This window comes from Monashia sp. HAY1-11D (genome assembly GCF_056868035.1).
On the sequence record NZ_CP200320.1, the window covers coordinates 1,330,494 to 1,348,644 of the forward strand.

General features: G+C 73.4%; 13 protein-coding genes. 5 read left to right on the forward strand and 8 right to left on the reverse strand.

What is annotated here, in order from left to right; all coding sequences use genetic code 11:
- Nucleotides 1–88 precede the first annotated feature (88 nt).
- Nucleotides 89–658, reverse strand: coding sequence for a toxin-antitoxin system HicB family antitoxin (locus AC1VM9_RS06215; protein WP_481342783.1), 570 nt, complete (start codon nt 656–658; stop codon nt 89–91).
- A gap of 178 nt (nt 659–836) precedes the next feature.
- Here AC1VM9_RS06215 and AC1VM9_RS06220 point away from each other — a divergent pair, with 178 nt between their 5' ends.
- Nucleotides 837–1,934 (forward strand): MBL fold metallo-hydrolase, encoded by a 1,098-nt coding sequence (locus AC1VM9_RS06220; RefSeq protein WP_481342781.1) that lies wholly within the window; start codon nt 837–839, stop codon nt 1,932–1,934.
- Between the two features lie 29 nt (nt 1,935–1,963).
- Here the strand turns inward: AC1VM9_RS06220 and AC1VM9_RS06225 are convergent, their stop codons facing one another.
- The 4 genes from AC1VM9_RS06225 to AC1VM9_RS06240 form a co-directional block, all read right to left on the reverse strand.
- Nucleotides 1,964–2,458 (reverse strand): GtrA family protein, encoded by a 495-nt coding sequence (locus AC1VM9_RS06225; protein ID WP_483121811.1) that lies wholly within the window; start codon nt 2,456–2,458, stop codon nt 1,964–1,966.
- 43 nt (nt 2,459–2,501) lie between these two features.
- The gene (locus AC1VM9_RS06230) at nt 2,502–4,604 is read right to left on the reverse strand and encodes a glycosyltransferase family 39 protein (protein ID WP_483121813.1); all 2,103 of its coding nucleotides are present in this window, start codon (nt 4,602–4,604) and stop codon (nt 2,502–2,504) included.
- A 246-nt stretch (nt 4,605–4,850) separates the two neighbouring features.
- Complete coding sequence (locus AC1VM9_RS06235; protein WP_483121815.1) at nt 4,851–6,566, reverse strand: sensor histidine kinase; 1,716 nt, start codon at nt 6,564–6,566, stop codon at nt 4,851–4,853.
- On the reverse strand, nt 6,544–7,281 hold the full coding sequence (locus tag AC1VM9_RS06240; RefSeq protein WP_481343435.1) for a response regulator transcription factor: 738 nt from the start codon (nt 7,279–7,281) through the stop codon (nt 6,544–6,546). The genes AC1VM9_RS06235 and AC1VM9_RS06240 overlap by 23 nt, the downstream gene beginning before the upstream one ends.
- Nucleotides 7,282–7,476: 195 nt before the next feature.
- Between AC1VM9_RS06240 and AC1VM9_RS06245 the strand changes: the two genes are divergently transcribed.
- Complete coding sequence (locus AC1VM9_RS06245) at nt 7,477–7,986, forward strand: hypothetical protein (RefSeq protein WP_483121818.1); 510 nt, start codon at nt 7,477–7,479, stop codon at nt 7,984–7,986.
- On the opposite strand, the gene AC1VM9_RS06250 is transcribed toward AC1VM9_RS06245, so the two are convergent.
- Nucleotides 7,959–11,249, reverse strand: coding sequence for a response regulator (locus AC1VM9_RS06250; RefSeq protein WP_483121820.1), 3,291 nt, complete (start codon nt 11,247–11,249; stop codon nt 7,959–7,961). The two genes, AC1VM9_RS06245 and AC1VM9_RS06250, sit on opposite strands and share 28 nt — an antisense overlap.
- 172 nt (nt 11,250–11,421) lie before the next feature.
- Between AC1VM9_RS06250 and AC1VM9_RS06255 the strand changes: the two genes are divergently transcribed.
- Together AC1VM9_RS06255 and AC1VM9_RS06260 are read left to right on the forward strand one after the other, a co-directional pair.
- A complete protein-coding gene (locus AC1VM9_RS06255; RefSeq protein ID WP_481346894.1) occupies nt 11,422–12,255 on the forward strand; it encodes a VIT1/CCC1 transporter family protein in 834 nt (277 codons plus the stop codon).
- Nucleotides 12,256–12,527: 272 nt separating this feature from the next.
- Nucleotides 12,528–14,753 carry a DEAD/DEAH box helicase gene (locus AC1VM9_RS06260; protein WP_483121822.1) on the forward strand — a complete coding sequence of 742 codons (2,226 nt, stop codon included), beginning with the start codon at nt 12,528–12,530 and terminating at the stop codon, nt 14,751–14,753.
- Between the two features lie 169 nt (nt 14,754–14,922).
- Here the strand turns inward: AC1VM9_RS06260 and AC1VM9_RS06265 are convergent, their stop codons facing one another.
- Together AC1VM9_RS06265 and AC1VM9_RS06270 are read right to left on the reverse strand one after the other, a co-directional pair.
- Nucleotides 14,923–15,480, reverse strand: a complete 558-nt coding sequence (locus tag AC1VM9_RS06265; RefSeq protein WP_483121824.1) for a GNAT family N-acetyltransferase — start codon at nt 15,478–15,480, stop codon at nt 14,923–14,925.
- On the reverse strand, nt 15,477–17,546 hold the full coding sequence (locus AC1VM9_RS06270; RefSeq protein WP_483121826.1) for an NAD(+) synthase: 2,070 nt from the start codon (nt 17,544–17,546) through the stop codon (nt 15,477–15,479). Before AC1VM9_RS06270 ends, AC1VM9_RS06265 begins: the two co-directional genes overlap by 4 nt.
- A 136-nt stretch (nt 17,547–17,682) precedes the next feature.
- Between AC1VM9_RS06270 and AC1VM9_RS06275 the strand changes: the two genes are divergently transcribed.
- A complete protein-coding gene (locus AC1VM9_RS06275) occupies nt 17,683–18,114 on the forward strand; it encodes a pyridoxamine 5'-phosphate oxidase family protein (protein ID WP_483121828.1) in 432 nt (143 codons plus the stop codon).
- Nucleotides 18,115–18,151 lie beyond the last annotated feature (37 nt).

Consider the following 18,151-nt stretch of genomic DNA (forward strand, 5'->3'; position numbering starts at 1 on the left):
GTGGTTCCCTTCGGTGGTGCCGGTCGGGACGTGGCCCGGTGGTGCCGGCGCGGGATGTGGTGGTCGGTGGTGCCGGGGTGCAGGCGGGTCAGCGGACCCAGCCCTGGACCCGCTTGTTCGAGGAGCGGTTGCGGCCCGGCGCGCCCGGACCCAGCTGCGGCCCCGGCGGCATCGGTGGGAAGCCAGGGAAGCCGGGAGCCGGGGGGTTGCCGTGCGCCGCGGCGCGGACGGCGTTGACGATCCAGGTGTTGAGGGACTGTCCGCGCTGCGCGGCGAGGTCCTCGGCGCGGCCCTTGAGGGCCTCGGGCAGGCGCAGCGTGATGCGGGCCGTCTCGGCGCCCTCCTCGTCGGCCGGCAGCGCGGTGGTGTCGGTGGAGCGCACGGCCTGGGTGTCGTCGACGGCGACGGCGGCCGGGCCGGCGCCGACGACGACGAAGACGGGTTCGCGGCCCTGGAGGCGCACCTCGACCGACGTGCCGTCGAGCTCGTTGGTGATCTCGGCCGCCGCGTGCGACAGGGCGTCCAGGAGGGCGAGACGCGCCGACGAGTCGAGCGCGTACCCGAGGCGCTCGGCCGCCTGCCCCAGCTCTGGGCCCATCGCCTCGGCGGCTCGGGCCAGGTCCCGCCGGAGTGTGTCGACGTGCTCGGTGATGTCCATACGCATCACTATGACATCACTGTGGTGTCACGTCAACACCATGGCGGCGTCATCGGTGACGCGACGCGGCAAACCCGCAGAATGGAGCCCTGGCCGACCGTCGCCACCTCCGGGCGGCCCGGTTTCCGTCGCCCAAACCACCGACCCGGTCCCCGAGCGGACCCCGAGAGGACACCCGGTGCAGCTGCCGATCCTGCGACGCATGGGCGCCACGACGAGCGCCGTCCGCGCCCGCGTGACCGCCTCCCCCAACTACCGTGACGGCCGGTTCAGGGCGCACGAGCCGCCGCACGTCGGCGCGGCCCCGGAGGCCGAAGGGCCAGGCAGCGTCCTCGGCACCATGTGGCGCGAGCGCGGCCGGGGCCGCCCCGCCGGTCGCGTCCCGCTCGTGCGGCCCCAGCACCCGACCGCGCCGGCCGACCTCGCCGTCACGTGGTACGGCCACGCGACGTCGGTCGTCGAGGTCGACGGCGCCCGCTTCCTCCTCGACCCGGTCTTCGGGCAGCGGGCCTCACCGTCGACGCTCGTCGGCCCGAAGCGCCTGCACCCGGTCCCCGGGTCCATCGCCGAGCTGCCGCCGCTCGACGCCGTCGTCATCAGCCACGACCACTACGACCACCTCGACGAGCCGTCCATCACGATGCTCGAGCGCACCCACCGGCCGCTGTACGTCGTGCCCCTCGGCGTCGACGAGCACCTCCGGTCCTGGGGCGTGCCCGCCGGGCGCATCACGTCGCTCGACTGGCGCGAGTCGACCGTCGTGGCCGGCATCACCCTGACGTGCACCGAGGCGCGGCACTTCTCCGGCCGCGGGTTCGTCCGCGACCAGACGCTGTGGGCGGCGTGGTCGCTGCGCGGTCCGCGCCATGCCGTGTTCTTCGGCGGCGACTCCGGGCCGACGCACCGCTACGCCGACATCGGCACCGACCTCGGCCCGTTCGACCTGACGATCATCCCGGTCGGCGCCTACAGCGTGCACTGGCCGGACATCCACCTCGACCCCGAGCAGGCCGTCTCGGCCCACCTCGACGTCAACCGGGGCGCGACCGACGCCGTCATGCTGCCGATCCACTGGGCCACCTTCAACCTGGCCCACCACTGGTGGAGCGAGCCGATCCGGTGGGCCCGGCGCGTCGCCGCCGACAAGGGCGTGCGTCTCGTCGCGCCGGTCGTGGGCACCCGCGTCGACCTGTCGGGTCGTGACGTCGACGCCGTCGTCGCCGCCCACCAGGAACCCTGGTGGGAGCAGGCTGCCGGTCCTGACGACCACGACTGATCCGAAGCCCGTCGACGGTCGCCGGCCGGTCAGCGGTCGGGGCTGTCCCCGGCGGACACGGCCGGCTCCAGCCCTGCCGGCTGCGACCGCTCGGCGGTCTGGGGCGGTGAAGGACGGAAGATCCACCGGTGCATGGCGACGAAGCGCGCCGCCGTCGACAGGACGTTGGCGACCGCGACGACGAGCGTCTGGACCTGCGTGCCCGCGCCAGGCGAGACCGCGGCGAGGGCGGCGAGCGCCGCCGTCGTCGCTGCGTAGGTGATGCCGAAGACGACGAGGGCCTGCCCGTGGTGGGTCACGAGGCGTCGGCGCCCGGTGACCCCGAACGTCCAGGTCCGGTTCAGCGCAGTGTTGACCACCGTCGCCACCACGAGCGCGAGGCCGTTGGCGAGGATCGACCCGACGCCGCCCCGCACCAGGGCCGCGAAGAGGCCGAGGTGCAGGACGGTCGACAGGACGCCGACGCCCGCGAACCGGACGACCCGCTGGGAGAGGCGGTTTCGCGGCGTCGGCAGGGACGTCATCGGAGGTCCTCCTGTGTCGTGGGGGGCGCTGTGCGTGCGGTCGTCACTGGACGGTCGTGGCGCCGGGGGCGGATGCGGAGTCCGTCAGCGGCCGGGTCAGGTCGTAGAACGTCGAGCCGTCGATCGTGACGCTCACGAAGTTCTGCTCGACCCATGACGCGATCTGCGAGGAGGCGTTGCTGCCGCCGTTCTGGCTGCCGAACCCTCTTGCGCCGCCGGCGAAGTAGTGGATCCGACCTTCGGCGACGTACTGCTCGAACTGGGCGAGCGTCGGGCTGGGGTCGGACCCGTTGAACCCGCCGACGGCCATGACCGGCAGCTGCGTACCGAGCTGGAGTCCAGCGGCGGTCTGCGACCCGACGGCCGCGGCCACCCACGTGTACCGGTCGGCGTCGGCCGACAGCGCCGCGACGACCGCGGTGCTCGGCGTCGACGCGTCGAGGAGGCCGCCCCGTCCGGCCCGAGGGCCACCCTGCTGCGCCGTGCCGTTGCCGTTGCCCTGGCTCAGGCCGCCGAAGGGAGCACCGCCGGCGAACCCGCCGGCAGCGCCACCGCCCGGACCCCCGCGGTGCGAGCCCGCAGGACCGGCCGTCACGATGGAGCCGGTGTGGCCCTGCGCCGTCGTCGACACGGTGTAGGCAGCCGGTCCGGCGAGGCCGGCCACGAGCGCACCGGCGAGGACGAGGGGCACCGCCGCGAGGTGCAGCCACGGGACGGCGAGCAGGAGCAGCGCCGAGGCCAACCCGACGGCGAGCACGGCGATGCGCAGCCCGTCGCCGTAGGCCGTCGTGCCCGACAGGAGGATGAAGCCCCAGACTGCCGCCGCGGCCGTGGCCACCGCGAGGCTGACGGTGCCGACCGCCCGCCCGCGGTGCCGCCAGGCCTCCACTGACCCCATGCCGACGAGGGCACCGACGGCCGGGGCGAGGGCCACCGTGTAGTACTCGTGGAAGATGCCGGCCATGAAGCTGAAGACGAGCATCGTCACGACGAGCCAGCCACCCCAGACGAGGTAGGCCGCGCGGCGCACGTCGGTGCGCGGGCGTCGGCCGCGCAGGAACAGCCCGACGCCGAGCAGGACCAGAGCGCTCGGGATGAGCCAGGAGATCTGGTCACCGACGCTGCTGGAGAACATCCGGAACAGGCCCGTCTGGCCCCACATGCCGCCGCCACCGGGGCCACCGGCAGCACCGCCACCGACCGAGCCGGTCTCGTTGCCGCTCAGCCGGCCCAGGCCGTTGTAGCCGAACGTCAGCTCGAGGAAGGAGTTGGTCTGGCTGCCGCCGATGTACGGGCGGGCCGAGGCGGGGACGAGCTCGACGATCGCGACCCACCAGCCGGCGGACAGGACCACGGCTCCGATCGCCAGCAGGGAGTGGACGATTCGCTTGCGCAGCGTCGTCGGTGCGGCCACGAGGTAGGCGATGCCGAAGAACGGCACGACGAGCAGCACCTGGAGGGTCTTGGTGAGGAAGCCGAGGCCGATGAGGACCCCGGCGACGACCATCCACCTCGCAGACGCCTGCTCGATGGCCTTCATCGTGGCCCACGCACCGAGCGCCATGAGCAGCGTCAGGAGCGCGTCGGGGTTGTTGAAGGTGAACATCAGCGCGGCGACCGGGGTCAGCGCGACGACGGCTCCCGCGACGAGGCCGGCCGCGGCACCGAAGTGCCTCTTGACGGTCGTGTGGACGACGCCGACGGTGGCGACGCCCATGAGCGCCTGCGGGACGAGGACGGCGAACGAGCTGAGCCCGAGGAGGCGCACCGACAGCGCCATGACCCACAGCGACGCGGGGGGCTTGTCGACCGTGATCGAGCCGGCGGCGTCGGAAGCGCCGTAGAAGAAGGCCTTCCAGCTCGCGCTGCCGGCCTGAACCGCCGCCGAGTAGAAGGCGTTGGCGTAGCCGCTCGCGGTGAGGTTCCACGTGTAGAGCGCGAGGGTGACGACGAGCAGGGCGAGGAGCGCGGGACGCGCCCACGTGGGGTCGGCGTCCGAGCCGCGCCAGAGACGACGGAGCCGGCTCGCACCACGGCCCGCACCGGCGGGCGGCGGGGCGACGGCGGGGTGGCGCTCCTGGAGCCCGGTGGCCTCCGGGGCCGCAGGGGCGGGTCGGCCCGGGGAGGTGAGGGTCGTGGTGTCCATGGGTCAAACGGTCGAGCCGGCCGCTGTGGCATCCCTATGACACGACTTTGGCGTGGTGATGAACGGTCGTCCCTCCCGAGCGACCGCGCCATGGCGCGCTTCCGGGCCGTGCGTGGGCGGGCCGCAGCCCGACAACCGCGCCATGGCGCGCTTCCGGGCCGTGAGGGGGCGGCCCGCAGCCCGACACCCGCGCCATGGCGCACTTCTGGCCGGGGTGCGTGGGGTCGCGGCAGGTGCGGGCGGGGGTCAGGCGGCGGGCAGCAGGAGCGAGAACGTCGTGTCGCCGGGGCGGCTGTCGAGCTCGACGCGCCCGCCGTGGGCCTTGCTCACTGCCGCCACGATGGACAGCCCGAGGCCCGTGCTGCCACCCGCGCGGTTGCGGGCGTCGTCACCGCGGGCGAACCGCTCGAACACGTTGGGCTGCAAGGCGTCCGGGACGCCGGGCCCGTCGTCGTGCACAGCGACCCGAACCCAGTCGCCCTCGGGCCGCACGGACGTCGTGACGCGGGTGCCCTCGGGCGTGTGGGTGCGCGCGTTGGCGAGCAGGTTCGCCACGACCTGGTGCAGCCGGGCCGCGTCACCGCGCACCTCGACCGGCTCGGGCGGCAGGTCGAGGTCCCAGCGGTGCTCGGGCGCGGCCGCATGGGCGTCGCTGACCGCGTTGATGACGAGCATGGACACGTCGACCGGCTCGTCCTCGAGCGGTCGTCCGGCGTCGAGACGGGCGAGGAGCAGGAGGTCCTCGACCAGCGAGCTCATCCGGTCGGCCTCGGACTCGATCCGACCCATCGCGTGCGTCACCGACTGCGGCACCGCCTCCGGCTCGCGCCGCGAGATCTCGGCGTAGCCCTTGATCGAGGCGAGGGGCGTGCGCAGCTCGTGCGAGGCGTCGGCGACGAACTGGCGCACCCGCTGCTCGCTCTGGTGCCGGGCGTTGAGGGCCTCGTCGACGTGGTCGAGCATCTCGTTGAAGGCGACGCCGACCTGACCGACCTCGGTGCGCTCGTCGGTGTCCGCGGCGTCGACGCGTCCGGCGAGCGCCACCCGGCCGGAGTGCAGCGGCATCCGCGACACCTTCGTGGCGGTCGCCGCGAGCCTGCGGAGCGGCTCGAGGTTGCGGCGCACGAGCCAGGTGCCGAGGAGGGCGACGAGGATGATGCCGGCGCCGAGGGTCATGACGGCGACGAGGACCATCTGCTGGATCGTGCGTTCGGTGCGGTCCATCGGCAGGCCGATGACGAGCACGCCGATGGGGGTGCCGTCGCTGACGACCGAGGTGGCCTGGACCCGGTAGGTGCCCAGGCCGGTGACCTCGATGTTCGTCGAGTCGTCCCGCAGCCCGGCGCGCTCCAGCTCGGCCAGCTGGGTCGTCGACAGCGGCACCGGTCGCTCGCCGCCGTTGCTGACCTTGCCGATGGAGCGCGGGAAGGCGTTCGTCGGGATCGTCGGCAGGTAGGCCACCAGGCCCTCGTCACCGGGCCCCCGCGGCCGCCCGCCGTCGGCCTGCGTGCCGAAGTCCACGCCTCGGGGGTCCGAGAGCAGCCGGACCATCGAGGACTGGAGCTGGTCGTCGACCTGGCTGGTCAGCTGGCGGCTCAGCGCGAGCACCGTGAAGGCCCCCGTCGCGACGCCGATGACGGTGAACAGGGCGAGCATCGACGCGACGAGCTTGGCGCGCAGCGTCCACGCCGACCAGGGGCGGACTCGTGCGCGCGCACCGGCGAGACGGTCCCGCACGGTCGGGGCGGCCCCAGCCGGCTCAGCGCCCCTGCCGTCGTCGTGGGTGAGCCAGGCCGGCGCCTCGGCAGGCACGACGACGCGAGGGTCACCGAGGGCCGGCCGCGACCCGCTCTCGGGCTCCTCGAGCCCCGGCATCGGTGCCGGAACCGACTCGGGCAGGTCGTCGCGGGTGGCCGGGACCTCGACCCGGTGCGCGGTCTCAGACGGTGGGCTTGAGGACATACCCGGCCCCCCGCATGGTGTGGATCATCGGCTCCCGACCGGCATCGATCTTCTTGCGCAAGTAGGAGATGTAGAGTTCGACGACGTTGGCCTGGCCGCCGAAGTCGTAGTTCCAGACCCGGTCGAGGATCTGCGCCTTCGACAGCACCCGGCGCGGGTTGCGCATGAGGTAGCGCAGCAGCTCGAACTCGGTGGCGGTCAGGTGGATCTCCTCGCCGCCCCGCGTGACCTCGTGGCTGTCCTCGTCGAGGGTGAGGTCCCCGACGACGAGCGTCGAGTCGGCCGCCGACACGGCGACGGTCGTGCGACGCATGAGGGCGCGGACGCGCGCCACGACCTCCTCGAGCGAGAAGGGCTTGGTGACGTAGTCGTCGCCGCCGGCCGTCAGGCCCGAGACCCGGTCCTCGACGGCGTCCTTGGCGGTGAGGAACAGGACCGGCACGTTGGGGTTGTCGCCGCGCATCCGGCGCAGCACCTCGAGGCCGTCGAAGTCGGGCAGCATCATGTCGAGGACGACGGCGTCGGGGTCGAACTCGCGGGCGGCGCGCACGGCCTCCATGCCGGTCGCCGCGGAGCGGACCTCCCAGCCCTCGTAGCGCAGGGCCATGCCCAGCAGCTCGGTGAGGTTGGGCTCGTCGTCGACGACCAGGACGCGCACGGGCGACCCGTCGAGTCGCTGGAGACGCGCTGCGGCCGGCTTCGTCTTCTCGCTCATACCATCAGTGAAACCTGTGGGACTGTGCCGCCGCCAGTACCTTCCTGTGCGGCTCCTGTGGGATCCCGGTGCGGCGGCAACGGATCGCGGCCGCAGGCGGCCCCGGCCCGGACGCCGCAGTGACGGCACCGCAGTCACGGCACCCGGACGGCTCCCGCACAGCGCCGGCACAGCATCCCGCCGGACGGTCGTCCCATGAGCACCGACCCCACGACTCCGGTCCCGGCCGCCCCGGGACGCTCGGCGCTGCCCCGGTTCGACGCGGCCGCCCCGGCCGTCACGCAGGCCCCGCTGACCGGCCCCGCGACGCTGCCCGTCACGTCCGCGCAGTCCTCGCCCGTCGCCGCGCCGTCGGTCCCGTACGCCTACCCGTCGTCCACCGACCGCGGCGAGAGCGCGCGCTGGAGCGCGAGGAGGACGGCCGTGACGGCAGGCCTGGCCATCGTCCTCGCCTCGGCCGGCGCCATCGGGGCCGCTGCAGCGATGCCGGCAGGCTCGACCGCCCGCGACACGGGACGCTTCGGCGGCGGCTTCCAGCCGGGTGGGCAGAACGGGTTCGTGCCGTTCGGCCGGCAGGGCTTCGGCGGCAGCCGGAACGGCCCGGGCGTCCTGCCGAACCAGCTGCCGGGCCTGGACGACCGGAACGGCCAGGTGCCGAGGACCGTGCTCGGCGGGAGTCAGCCGCTCCGGAGCCGGTCGGCGTAGCGCTCGAGCGCGGTCGCGGCCTGCTCGACGTCGTCCTCGAGACGCGCGACGAGGTCGTCACCGACGACGCGTCCCTCGCGGCCGAGGTCCTCGATGGTCCGGCAGGTGGCGGCGAGCGCGGAGGCCCCGAGGTTCGACGCGGTTCCCTTGAGCCCGTGGGCGATCCGCAGCTGCTCTTCTGCATCGCCGTGGCGACTGGCCCCACGCAGCTCGGCGACCTTCTGCCGGGCGCCCTCGCCGAACCGGGCGATGAAGCGCAGCAGCAGTGCCGTCTCCTCGGGGTCGATGCCCCCGAGCTCCTCGAGCCTCCGGTGGTCGATGACGTCTCCCGTGACCGTGGCGGTTCCCCTCGGCGACGCCGACGCCGCGGTCGACGGGCCCGACGACGCGGCCGACGACGATGCGGCCGACTTCGACGCAGCCGACCCGGACGCGTCGACCCGCACGTCGGCCCGGCGATGCCGCGCCACGCGCGTCCCCGCCCACCGCTGCAGCGTGGTGCCGAGGAGCGCGACGTCGATGGGCTTGGTGAGGAAGTCGTCCATGCCGGCCTGCAGGCATCGCTCCCGCTCACCGGCGATGGCGGCCGCGGTCATGGCGATGACGGGCACCCGCGTGCCCCGGGGCTCGTGCTGCCGGATCCGTCGTGTCGCCTCGTAGCCGTCCATGAGCGGCATCTGGCAGTCCATGAGGACGGCCACGAAGTCGCGGCCGCGCTCGCGGTGCAGGTCGACGGCCTCGACCCCGTTGACCGCGAGGACGACCTCGTACCCCAGGCTCTCGAGCACGCCCTGGGCGACGAGCTGGTTGATCTCGTTGTCCTCGACGACGAGCACGGTGCCGTTCGAGGTCGCCGGCGTCGCCACCTCGCGCTGGCGCAGGTCGGGGCGCGGGTCACCGGCCAGGTGGGCGCCGGCGACGTTGACCATGGCGTCGAAGAGCGCCGAGGGCATGACCGGCGAGGTGAGGCCCGCCTCGATGCCGGCGGCGCGCAGGGTGTCGGGGTCCGGCGGGGTCGGGGTGTCGGTGACGAGCAGGATCCGCCCGTCCCTGAAGCTCCGGTCCGCGCGGATCATCGCGGCGATCTGCAGGCCGCCCGTACCGGACCCCGGGTCGTCGCACACGACGACGTCGAACGGCTCGCCGGCGAGCTCCGCGCGGTGCATGGCGACGATGCCGTCGACGCCGGACGAGGCCGACCGCACGTCGACCTGCCACGCGCCGAGCTGATCCTCGATGCGCTGCCGGTGCCCGGCGTCGCGGCCGATGACGAGGACCCGCAGCGAGGACACCGCGGCGACCTGGGCCTCGGGCCGGCCGACGGAGCGGGCCGACGCGCCGGCGAAGCAGGCCGTGAACCAGAAGGTGCTGCCCTCGCCCGGGACGCTGTCGACGCCGATCTCCCCACCGAAGGCCGCGACGATCTGGCGGGAGATGGCCAGGCCCAGGCCGGTGCCGCCGTACTGTCGCGTCGTCGAGGAGTCCCCCTGCGAGAAGGACTCGAAGAGGCGCTCGCGCACCTCCGGCGTGATGCCCGACCCGGTGTCGTGCACCTCGACCCGGAGCACGGGGCCGCCGACCTCGACGCGCTCGAGCGACATGCGGATGTCGACCCGCCCGGAGTCGGTGAACTTGACGGCGTTCGTCGTGAGGTTGGCGACGACCTGCCCGAACCGGACCGGGTCGCCCGAGACCATGAACGGGACCTCGCCGCCGTGGGCGACGGTCAGGGCCAGGCCCTTGGCGCGGGCCCGCTCCGCGACGAGCCCCGCGCTGCGCTCGAGCACGGCGGCCGGGTCGAAGTCGACGGACTCGAGCTCGAGCCGTCCCGCCTCGATCTTCGACAGGTCGAGGATGTCGTTGACGAGCTCGAGGAGCACGTGCCCGGCCTGGTCGATGCCGTCGGACAGGCGCCGCTGGTGGGGGGTGAGGTCGGTGCGCCCGAGCAGCTCGGACAGCCCGATGACACCGTTGAGCGGGGTGCGAATCTCGTGGCTCATCGTCGCGAGGAACTCGGACTTGGCCCGTGAGGCCTTCATCGCCTCGTCGCGGGCCTGGGCGAGCCGCTCGGCGGTCCACTCGCGCTCGGCGACGCGGGCGAACAGCGCCGTGATCTGGCGGATGGTGATGGCGTCACCGGCGGCGGGCGGTGTCGGGGCCCGCGTGTCGAGCACGACGACGCAGGCGACGCGGTTCTCGCTGATGACCGGGACGGCCGCGACGTACGAGCCGCCGCGGGCCCGTTCGACGCGCACCTCGCGCGCGTTGACCGCGCGGTTGGCCAGCTCGAGCCCCTCCCGCTCGGGCACGACGCTCGGTCCGACGTCCCGCGGCGGCGAGATGATGCCGCTGACATGCCCCTCCGCGTCGACGACGGCAGCGAGGACCGGGCGCCACGTGGTGTGGGTGGCCACCTCGCCGAGCACGGCCGGTAGCGCCTCCGAGAGGGTCGCCGACTCGTTGGCCGCGGTCGCCATGGCCGTGATGAGGGCGAGCGCCTGCTCGGCGTCCTTCTTCTCGGTGATGTCCTGGGTCGTGCCGCTCATCCGCACGACGGCACCGTCGGCGTCCCGGCTCACGACGCCGCGCCCCCGCACCCACACCATGCCCCCCGACGAACGGACGACGCGCGCGTCGAACTCCCACGTGTCGCCCTCGGCGAGCGACTGCTGGAGGGTGCTCGATACCTGGGCGCGGTCGTCGGGGTGGATGAGGGCGAGGAAGTCCTCGTACGTGGGGGCCGACCCCGCCGGGTCCATGCCGTAGATGTGGAACATCTCCTCGGACCACGTGACGGTGTCGGAGCCGACCTCCCACTCCCAGCTGCCGAGCTTCGCGATGGACTGCGCCTCGGCGAGCATGTCGACGAGCTCGCGCTGGTGGCTGTGCTCGCTGACCCGGTGCAGCCACCCTCGGCGCACCCCGGCGTCGTCGAGGATCGGTGCGTGCGAGACGAGCGCCCAGAAGCGGTTGCCGTCCTTCCGCAGGAGGCTGCACTCGAGGTTGTCGCCCGGCTCGCCGAACGCCGCGAGGTCGGCCAGGTGACGGCGGAACTGCTCCTTGCCGACGGCGTCGAAGGCGTCGAAGACGCTGAAGCCCTCCATCTGCTGGACGGTGCGACCGAGCATGGCGGCCATCCGCGGGTTCGCGTAGGTGGTGCGCCCGTGCTCGTCGATGACCCAGAGACCGTCGGGCGTCGCAGCGGTGATCCACCTCGCGAGGTCCCCCGCGGCGGCCTCCCCCAGGCCCGGAATGTCCGACATAGGGGGAATCCTCCCTCATGATCTGGCCTCGCACCGGGAGTTGGCGATATCGGTCGCCGCTTCCGCGGTCGAGACACGAGGTCGCCCCCCGGTGACAACCCCCGCGCGGGGGTGACACGATCGGGGACGGCCCCGGGCGGCCCGTCCCGGGCCCGGGCGGATCGGAGGACGCATGTCGCAGCGGCAGCCACGCTCGGCGGGCGACGGCACGGCCGAGGCGGTGCACGACCTCGCCGACGCGTCAACCGACGTCGGCGCGGCGCCCCGGGCGGCGACCCCCGCGGACGACGCGCTGCGGGCCGGCACGGACCGCGAGGAGCCGCACGAGGACAGCGTCGCGGCGCGGCTCAACTGGCTGCGCGCCGGCGTCCTCGGCGCCAACGACGGCATCGTCTCCACGGCGGGCGTCGTCGTCGGTGTCGCGGGCGCGACCACGAGCCGGGCGGCGATCATCGTCGCGGGCATCGCCGCCCTCTCGGCCGGCGCGCTGTCGATGGCGGCCGGCGAGTACGTCTCGGTGAGCACCCAGCGCGACACCGAGCGGGCCCTCATCGCCCTCGAGAGGCGCGAGCTGCACGAGGACCCCGACGGCGAGCTCGAGGAGCTGACGCAGCTCTACCAGGCCAAGGGCATCAGCCGTGTCCTCGCCGAGCAGGTGGCCGCCGAGCTGACCGACCACGACGCCCTCACCGCCCATGCGGAGGCGGAGCTCGGCATCGACCCGAGCGACCTGACGAACCCCTGGCACGCCGCCGCGGCGTCGATGCTCGCCTTCTTCGTCGGCGCGCTGCTGCCGCTGCTCACCATCGCGTTCAGCCCGGAGCCCGCGCGCCTCTGGGTGACCGTCGCCAGCGTCGTGGCCGCCCTCGTCCTCACCGGTTGGGCCAGTGCCCGCCTCGGCCGCGCGCCGGTCGGTCGAGCCGTGGCCCGCAACGTCGTCGGTGGCCTCGTCGCCATGGGGGTCACGTACGGGATCGGCAGCCTCGTCGGCGTCCACGTGGGCTGAGCCCCAGTGGGGCGCCGTGTCCGTTTCCGCCCGTCGGCGCCGCACTCCCGGCCGCGGCGATGTACAGTCGAGGGGTCCCCGCGCCGATGAGGCGCGGCCCGACCCGCCGACTCCCGCCTCCGACGGGCTCCGGCTCGGGCCACCGGGACGTCACGGGGGGCGCGTGAGTGCGCGTCCCCGGACTCGAGTCGAGGCCGTCAGGGCCGGCGGGGCTCGCCCCGCCCGGGCCACCGCGGCGTCGGCCCGACGTCAGACGCGTCACCAGGAGGAACATGCCCACGCGCGTTCGCACCCGGGCCGGCAACGACCCGACCGCTTCCAAGGGCTCGGCCGGCACCACCCCGAACGGCTCGACCCGCTCGACCGCCTCGGCCAACGGCCAGAACGCCGGGCGTCGTGACGAGGCGGCGCCGCTCATCCCCGTGCTCGCCCGGCGGGTCCGCGAGGTCGAGTCGCGCGTCGCGAGCAAGGGCAAGGCGAGCCCGACGAACCGCACCAAGTTCCTCGTCGTGGCCCTCCTCATGCGGTCCGAGCGCGCCCGGGTCCGCGACGACGCGAGCCTGTCGAGCAGCACCCGCGCCGACCTGCTCAAGCGTCTCGACGGCATCGCCGGCATCCTCGCCCAGATCGCCGCCCGCGACACCAGCCTCATCTCCCTGCTGGACGCCGGCGTCAAGCCCGGCCCGGCCGCGCAGCAGATGCGCCGCGAGTGGCTCCTCGAGTCCGGGGCCGAGGTGCCCGACGAGCCGGCCCCGGCCGCGCCCGAGCCCGACCGCCCGGTGCTCCCGCCGGAGATCGCGGCCCGCCAGGTGCTGCCGCGCTCGGTGCCGGCCCGCGTGCGCGCCAACCCCTTCCTCGTGCCCGACGTCGAGGCCGCGACCCGGCGCCCGTACCTGCCGACGCGCCTCGCCGGCTGGGAGCTGCTCTCGCCGCTGTACCGCGCCTTCGAGCAGGGCGCCGGCGGCGAGGCGGCATCCATGGACCTGCCGCCGAAGCCACGCCAGGACCGCTTCTCCCCGCCCGGCCAGCAGCTCATGGTGCACCAGTCGCGCTTCCTTCAGAAGGTCCAGGAGGGCCACCGCACGTTCCTGCTCGCCGACGAGCCGGGCCTCGGCAAGACGGCGCAGTCGGTCCTGGCCGCATCGGTCGCGAACGCCTACCCGATGCTCGCGGTCGTGCCGAACGTCGTGAAGATCAACTGGGCCCGCGAGGTCGAGCGGTGGACGCCGCAGCGCCGGGTCACCGTCATCCACGGTGACGGCGACGACGTCGACGCCTTCGCCGACGTCTTCGTCGTCAACTACGAGATCCTCGACCGGCACTTCGCCTGGCTGTCCTCGCTCGGGTTCTGCTCGATGGTCGTCGACGAGGCCCACTTCATCAAGAACCTCACGTCGCAGCGCTCGCAGCAGGTGCTCGCGCTCGCCGACCGGCTGCGCGCCACGACGCCGGGCGGCAACCCGCTGCTCCTGGCGCTCACCGGGACGCCGCTCATCAACGACGTCAAGGACTTCGACGCCATCTGGCGGTTCCTCGGCTGGATCAAGGACGGCAAGCCGGCCTCGCCCATCCTGCGCGAGCTCGACGGCATCGGGCTGACCCCGGCCGACCGCGGCTTCTACCCCGAGGCGCGCAAGGTCGTCATCGAGCAGGGCATCGTGCGCCGCCGCAAGGTCGACGTCGCCAAGGACCTGCCGGACAAGCGGATCGCCGACATCACCGTCGAGCTCGACGACGACCTCGGCCGCTCGATCCGCGAGGCCGAGCAGGCCCTCGGCCGCCGGCTCGCGCAGCGGTACCGGGCGCTGCTCGCCGAGGGCGAGGGCCACGAGTACGACGGCGAGCTCGACGAGGCGCTGCTGCGCCGCGTCGCCGCGGCCGAGCTGCGTCACGCGTCGGACACGGGCGAGAAGGGCGAGAACGTCTTCAGCCTCGTGCGCCGCATCGGCCAGGCCAAGTCGACGCTCGCCGCCGACTACGCCGTGCAGCTGTCGCACTCCGTCGGCAAGGTCGTCTTCTTCGCCAAGCACATCGACGTCATGGACGCCGCCGAGGCCGTGTTCGCCTCCGCCGGGCTGCGCACGGTGTCGGTGAGAGGCGACCAGACGAGCAAGCAGCGCCAGGAGGCCATCGACGGGTTCCAGAAGGACCCGGAGGTGTCGGTGGCGGTCTGTTCGCTCACGGCGGCCGGCGTCGGGCTCAACCTGCACGCCGCGTCGAACGTCGTGCTCGCGGAGCTGTCCTGGACCGCCGCCGAGCAGCAGCAGGCGATCGACCGCGTCCACCGCATCGGCCAGGACGAGCCGGTGACCGCGTGGCGCGTCCTCGCCGCCGGCACCATCGACTCCAAGATCGCCGAGCTCATCGACGCCAAGCAGGGACTCGCGGCCCGGGCCCTCGACGGCAGCGACGAGGAGGTCGCCTCCGGTGACAGCCTCCAGCGCGACGCCCTCGTGGCGCTGCTGCGCGAGGCCCTCGCCGAGACCTGGACCGCCTGACCCCCGCGCTCCCAGCGAGGGCTCCCGCCTCCCCGCGCCGCCCCCCCGACGACGTTTCGCGCGCTTCTGACGTCGGCGCGTGACCTATCGCGCGCGCCGACACCGGATTGCGCGCCTCGGTCCCGCTCACCCGATGTTTCGCGCGCTTCGAACAGAAGCGCGCGAAACGTCACCAGAGGTCGGTGTGCATGATGTGGGCGGCGACGCGCTCACCGGTGGGCAGCTCGTGCGCTCGGGGCACCGTGCCGACGACGGTGAACCCCAGGCTCTCGTAGAGGGCGACCGCACCGGTGTTCGTCTCGACGACGGCGTTGAACTGCATCGCGGCGAACCCGGCGTCGCGGGCCCAGGCGAGGGAGTCCTCGACGAGGGCCCGGCCGACACCGCGGCCGCGGACGGCGCTGTCGACCATGTAGCTCGCCGTCGCCACGTGGGACCCCGGCCCGGGCCGGTTGCGGCCCATCTTCGCGGTGCCGAGCACGATGCCGTCCGAGTCGTCGACGGCCACGGTGACGCGTCCGCCCGGGCCGTTCTCGAGCCAGGTCGCGCGCGCCGTCGCCTCGTCGAGGTCGACCGGGTAGGGAAAGGTGTCGCCGGCGCGCACGACCTGCTCGACGACGGCCCAGACCGTAGGCCAGTCCGCGTCGACGTACTCGCGCACCGTCACGAGGCGCCCGGGCTCGAGGCGTCCGGGCGCGGGCTGTTCGGGCGCGGGGCGTCCGTTCACGAGGCGTCCTCGCACGGCACGTCCGGCACGTTGGCGTCCAGCTCGTCGAGCCAGGCCCCGGCCGACGCGTCCGACGGCATGCGCCAGTCACCTCGCGGCGACAGGGACCCGCCCGCGGCGACCTTGGGGCCGTTGGGCAGGGCCGACCGCTTGAACTGGTTGGCGAAGAACCGCCGCACGAAGACCTCGAGCCAGCGGCGGATCGTGGGCAGGTCGTAGGCGAGCCGGTCGGCGTCGGGGAAGCCGGGCGGCCACTCGCCGGCCTCGGGGTCGTGCCAGGCGTGCCAGGCGAGGTAGGCGATCTTCGAGGGCCGGTAGCCGCGGCGCAGCACGTGGTAGAGGGTGAAGTCCTGCAGCGAGTAGGGGCCGATCATGGCCTGGGTGCTCTGCGGCTTCTCGCCCTCCTTGGCCGGGACCAGCTCGGGGCTGATCTCGGTGTCGAGGATCGACAGGAGCGTCTCGCCGACGTGGTCCTCGAACTGGCCGGAGGAGACGACCCACCGCACGAGGTGCTGGATGAGCGTCTTGGGCACGCCGGTGTTGACGGCGTAGTGGCTCATCTGGTCCCCGACGCCGTACGTGCACCAGCCGAGGGCCAGCTCGGACAGGTCGCCGGTGCCGAGGACGAGGCCGCCGCGCTGGTTGGCGATGCGGAAGAGGAAGTCGGTGCGCAGGCCGGCCTGGACGTTCTCGAAGGTCACGTCGTAGACCTCCTCGCCGCGACCGAAGGGGTGGCCCATCGTGTCGAGCATCTGCGTGGCCGCCGGGCGGATGTCGAGCTCCTCCCACGTGACGTCGAGGGCCTCCATGAGCGCGATCGCGTTGCGCTTGGTGTGGTCGCTCGTCGCGAAACCCGGCATCGTGAAGGCGAGGATGTCGCTGCGCGGCCGGTCGAGGCGGTCCATCGCCTTGGCCGCGACGATGAGCGCGTGCGTCGAGTCGAGGCCGCCGCTGACGCCGATGACGACCTTGGGCCGCCAGCTGTCGGTCGACATGGCGCGCAGCCGCTGCTCGAGACCCGACACCTGGATGTTGTAGGCCTCGTAGCAGTCGAGGGCGAGCCGCTCGGGGTCGTCCGGCACGAACGGGAACCGGTCGACCTTGCGCAGCAGGCCGATGTCGTCGGTGGGCGGGGCCAGCTCGAGCTCGACGGTGCGGAAGCCACCGACGCGGTCCGCGTGCGCCCGGCGGTTGTCGTCGAAGGTGCCCTGACGTTGTCGTTCCTGGCGCAGCAGGTCGAGGTCGATGTCGGCGACCGACCGACGCGGGCCGTCGGGGAAGCGGTCGGACTCGACGAGGAGCGCCCCGTTCTCGTAGACGAGCGTCTGGCCGTCCCAGGAGAGGTCGGTCGACGACTCGCCCTCACCACCGGCCGCATAGAGGTACGCGGCGAGGCACCGGGCAGAAGCACTGCGGCACAAGAGCTTCCGGTCGTCGGCCCGGGCCACCGTGATGGGCGAACCGGAGAGGTTGGCCAGGACGGTGGCGCCCGCGAGAGCCGCTTCGTGGCTCGGCGGGACGGGTACCCACATGTCCTCGCACACCTCGACGTGGAGGACGAACCCGGGCACGTCGGTGGCGCGGAAGAGCAGGTCGGGCCCGAAGGGGACGCGGTCGCCGGCGACCTCGATGGTGCCGCGCTGGTCGTCGCCGGCGCCGAACCACCGCCGTTCGTAGAACTCGCGGTAGGTGGGCAGGTAGGACTTGGGGGCGACACCCAGGACGCGACCGCGGTGCAGGACGACGGCGCAGTTGTAGAGGCGTCCGTCACGGTCGAGCGGGGCACCGACGACGACGAGCGGACGAAGGTCGGCCGTCGCCTCGGCGAGGCGCGCGATGGCGTCGTCGACGGCGTCTAGGAGGGGGTCCTGCAGGAAGAGGTCGTCGATCGCGTAGCCGGACAGGCACAGCTCGGGGAAGATCGCGAGCGCGACACCCTCGTCGTGCAGGTCGCGCACCTGCTCGAGCACCGCGTCGGCGTTGCGGGCCGGGTCGGCGACGGTGATCGGGAGGGTGCAGGCCGCGACGCGCGCGAAGCCCTGGGCGTACGCACTCCAGAAGTCCATGGCCCCAGTCAATCGCACCGCGGCTGTGACGCGAGCCTCGCCGGGAACCGGGTGCGTCGGGCACCCTGTCTCCTACACTTGGTAGTAGTCCGAGGCGGGTGCCGACCGACCCGGGAACCCGAGAGAGGTGACGACGATGAACACGACCGAGAGCCCGGTGCACGAGCTGCATCCCGAGGAGAGCTGGGAGTTCCTCCGCGCCCACGAGTTCGGGCGCCTGGCCTACCACCTCGCCGACGAGGTCCACCTCGTCCCGATCAACTACGCCGTCGCCGACCACCGGCTGCTGTTCCTCACCGCCGAGGGCAGCAAGCTGCTCGGCGTCGCCATGAACCGCGACGTCGCCTTCGAGGTGGACGACTTCGAGGGCGAGCGCGCGACGAGCGTCATCTGCCGCGGTCGTGCCCACGAGCTGACCGGCGACACGACGTGGGCCATCGAGCAGCTGCCGCTTCGCCCGTGGGTCGACACCCCGAAGACGGTCGTCGTCGAGATCACCGTCGACGAGATCACCGGCCGTCGCTTCGACCTGCACCGCCCCTGGCTGCACGCGCGCGTCGAGCCCTGAGCCGACGCGTCCGCCCGAGGAGTGCGGACTTCCCGCA

Excerpts from the sequence above, each read along its gene's own strand:
- AC1VM9_RS06255 (WP_481346894.1), top strand. The coding sequence starts at position 11,422 with ATGTCGCAGCGGCAGCCACGCTCGGCGGGCGACGGCACGGCCGAGGCG.
- AC1VM9_RS06235 (WP_483121815.1), bottom strand. The coding sequence starts at position 6,566 with ATGTCCTCAAGCCCACCGTCTGAGACCGCGCACCGGGTCGAGGTCCCG.
- AC1VM9_RS06245 (WP_483121818.1), top strand. The coding sequence starts at position 7,477 with ATGAGCACCGACCCCACGACTCCGGTCCCGGCCGCCCCGGGACGCTCG.
- AC1VM9_RS06240 (WP_481343435.1), bottom strand. The coding sequence starts at position 7,281 with ATGAGCGAGAAGACGAAGCCGGCCGCAGCGCGTCTCCAGCGACTCGAC.
- AC1VM9_RS06260 (WP_483121822.1), top strand. The coding sequence starts at position 12,528 with ATGCCCACGCGCGTTCGCACCCGGGCCGGCAACGACCCGACCGCTTCC.
- AC1VM9_RS06275 (WP_483121828.1), top strand. The coding sequence starts at position 17,683 with ATGAACACGACCGAGAGCCCGGTGCACGAGCTGCATCCCGAGGAGAGC.
- AC1VM9_RS06230 (WP_483121813.1), bottom strand. The coding sequence starts at position 4,604 with ATGGACACCACGACCCTCACCTCCCCGGGCCGACCCGCCCCTGCGGCC.
- AC1VM9_RS06270 (WP_483121826.1), bottom strand. The coding sequence starts at position 17,546 with ATGGACTTCTGGAGTGCGTACGCCCAGGGCTTCGCGCGCGTCGCGGCC.
- AC1VM9_RS06225 (WP_483121811.1), bottom strand. The coding sequence starts at position 2,458 with ATGACGTCCCTGCCGACGCCGCGAAACCGCCTCTCCCAGCGGGTCGTC.
- AC1VM9_RS06250 (WP_483121820.1), bottom strand. The coding sequence starts at position 11,249 with ATGTCGGACATTCCGGGCCTGGGGGAGGCCGCCGCGGGGGACCTCGCG.
- AC1VM9_RS06215 (WP_481342783.1), bottom strand. The coding sequence starts at position 658 with ATGGACATCACCGAGCACGTCGACACACTCCGGCGGGACCTGGCCCGA.